Below are 2,821 nucleotides of genomic sequence, written 5' to 3' on the forward strand. Positions count from 1 at the left end.
GACACCCCCCTTATCAAGGGGGGACTAAGGGGGGATCGACACCCCCCTTATCAAGGGGGGACTAAGGGGGGATCGACACCCCCCTTATCAAGGGGGGACTAAGGGGGGATCGACACCCCCCTTATCAAGGGGGGACTAAGGGGGGATCGAACCTAAAATCCATTTTTAATTTAATCATAACCAGCTACTTAACTCGGTTTTAAATTAAAGAAATTTATCAGGGGAGAATTGTCCCAACTGAGACAGTAGGAAAATTAATAATACTCCTTTAGATAGAGGTATTAAACAGGATTTTTTGTCTTTCTAAAACCTGAGTTTGTTTCAGGGTCACACGGGTTATCTTTTTAGAGGAGCAAAAGTACCTTGCTGTAGGGATGAATTGCCTTCCCCCTGTTTTCTTCCGTTAGGGAATTAATTCTTCTGCAATTCCAGTTTTAACGATCAAAACTGTTAAGTTTTATACATTGTAAGTAGGTGGGTGGAATTAAATATAAGACGAACGTAGGTTGGTTTGAAGTATGAAACCCAACGCCCGCTCATGTTACGCTACCGCTAACCCATCCTACAAATAATTGTGCCGCTCTACTTACCCCTCTTGATTAAGTTTTGTAAAGAATTGAGAGATTTTTTTAAACTAGAGCCTGTTTATTTGTCCAACTTTCACCCAAAAATTTTGGGTATATTTGTTAACTTTTGGGTAGTTATGTTTAAGAAAAACTCCGATAAATTGGACAAAAAATAGATAAATATTGCCAAAAAAAAGTTTTATAAAACACTTGATTTTTTTGAAAAGTTTCGCTATAGTTCTGTCAAGTCAAACAAAAAGTTATCAGCAAGCTTAACCCTTGCCTGACCTCTTTTGATGGCTATAGGACACACAATTAACGCTGGATAATTCAGTTATGATGACAACCAACAAATTAACCAAAACCTTTGCTTCTGGCTCTCTAGCGATCGGCATCGCTACCCTTTCCTCTGTTGCCGGTTCTCTACTCGTTGCTCCCTCTGCCCAAGCAGTTCAAGTATTCTGCAACACGGGCGGTTCGTGGATGGTAGGAGACAAGACGATCTCCGATATCCTGTGCGATGGTTTTACCACCCCAGATAGCTTCCTCAGATTCGCCCAGTCTGGCCTTACTTACGATTTTGGTGGTCTGTTCGACCCCCTTGAAAACACAGCAGGAAGTGTTTCCTATAAGCTCCAAATCAACGGTCCTAAGGAATTCGCAGGTGTGGAATTAGATAGCGATTGTGACGATCTGCAGGGTGGTGCTTGCAACGTAAATAAAAAAGTATGGGGCGATGCTCTAAATGGTACAAACCTTCTTGCCGACCTGTATTCATTCAACGGTGAAGAAGACTTCGGCTCCCTTTCAGGACAAACTATCTATGTTCTCGATTCATGGACTCCCACCGATTCAGCTGCACTTTCTGGTATCGAAAACGCCTACACCCAAACCGTCCCCGAACCGGGTACTATCCTCGGACTTTTGGCAGTGGGTGGTTTAGGATTGGTTTCCCGCTTCAAGAAGCAAAAATAACAGTTACCAATGTCTTGCACACATTGATAACTGTGACGTTGAACAAGAACAGCTAAAGGTTAGCTCCCCGTCTGGGTTTCTAGCTTTTAGCTTTCCCTGTAAGTATTGATTGTAATATAAGCCAACACCTGATTTTTGTTTTTAATCAGCTTCTGTAGGGGCGTATGGCGTCGGCCCTCCCTGCCAAGGCAATGCCTGGCGAAGGCAATTAGCCCCTACGGTGGGAAAAATTAGAGTATTGTACAGTGTAATTCTGTGCGGCCATTTAGGGGAATTCCTCAAGGCTATATAATTAAGCCTTGGGTAATTTGTCCCACCATAATTCTTGACCGCGAAAAACTGATGTCCTCTTTACTCTCCGCTATTCCCCTCGACGCAATCGCTTATAATTCCCAGGGTTTAGTACCAGCGATCGCTCAAGACTATCTTGATGCTACAGTGTTAATGATGGCCTGGATGAATCGGGAATCCCTCGAAAAAACCCTCACCACCGGGGAAGCGTGGTATTGGAGTCGTTCTCGTCAAGAATTGTGGCACAAAGGGGCCACCTCGGGCCATATCCAAAAGGTGCGTCAAATTCGCTACGATTGCGATAGTGATGCTATCCTACTGACTATTGAGCAAATCGGTGATATCGCCTGTCATACTGGCGAAAGAAGCTGTTTTCATCAAGTAAATTGGCAAAAATCACCGCCAGCGGCCGACACCCTCTCGGAATTGTTTAAGGTAATTTGCGATCGCAGAGACGATCCTCATCCGGAATCCTACACCTGTAAACTTTTGGCCGGGGGAGATAACAAAATTCTCAAGAAAATCGGCGAAGAATCGGCAGAAGTGGTCATGGCCTGCAAAGATAATGATGGCGATGCTATTGCCTCAGAAGTGGCCGATCTTTTTTATCATACCCTCGTCGCCCTCGCCTATCATCAAGTCCCCCTGCGAGATGTCTATAAAAAACTGCAAGACCGGCGCCGGTAATCAGTTATCAGTTATCAGTTATCAGTTTTAAGTGTTAAGTGTTAAGTTTCCGATTCCTGAATACCGTCTCCTGAATTCCGACTCCTGACTTGAAAATAGAGGCTGAAATAACGCAAATTCGTCAATCATACTAAATCCATTGAGTATAGGCTACATATCAGGAGAGGCACTCATGCAAGGGGAGTGACTCTTAAATTATTACAGATGTGTCAGCAGCTGCGTGTAAGCATCCCACCGAAAAACTAATGCGCGGGGGGTTTGGGGGCGGCGCCACGCCCCCAACGGGGGGTTTGGGGGGTAGA

At 44.6% G+C, this 2,821-nt stretch carries 2 protein-coding genes; both read left to right on the forward strand.

What is annotated here, in order from left to right; all coding sequences use genetic code 11:
- The first annotated feature begins 902 nt into the window (after positions 1-902).
- Positions 903-1,541, forward strand: a complete 639-nt coding sequence (locus PX484_RS00020; protein WP_288102621.1) for a PEP-CTERM sorting domain-containing protein — start codon at positions 903-905, stop codon at positions 1,539-1,541.
- Positions 1,542-1,883: 342 nt separating this feature from the next.
- Positions 1,884-2,519, forward strand: a complete 636-nt coding sequence (gene hisIE / locus PX484_RS00025) for a bifunctional phosphoribosyl-AMP cyclohydrolase/phosphoribosyl-ATP diphosphatase HisIE (RefSeq protein WP_002804335.1) — start codon at positions 1,884-1,886, stop codon at positions 2,517-2,519.
- Positions 2,520-2,821: the final 302 nt, after the last annotated feature.

This window comes from Microcystis sp. M49636_WE2 (assembly GCF_030065375.1).
Classification (GTDB): Bacteria; Cyanobacteriota; Cyanobacteriia; order Cyanobacteriales; family Microcystaceae; genus Microcystis; species Microcystis aeruginosa_C.

Bases quoted from the DNA above. Each gene is read 5' to 3' on its own strand.
- PX484_RS00020 (WP_288102621.1), top strand. From the start codon at position 903: ATGATGACAACCAACAAATTAACCAAAACCTTTGCTTCTGGCTCTCTA.
- hisIE (WP_002804335.1), top strand. From the start codon at position 1,884: ATGTCCTCTTTACTCTCCGCTATTCCCCTCGACGCAATCGCTTATAAT.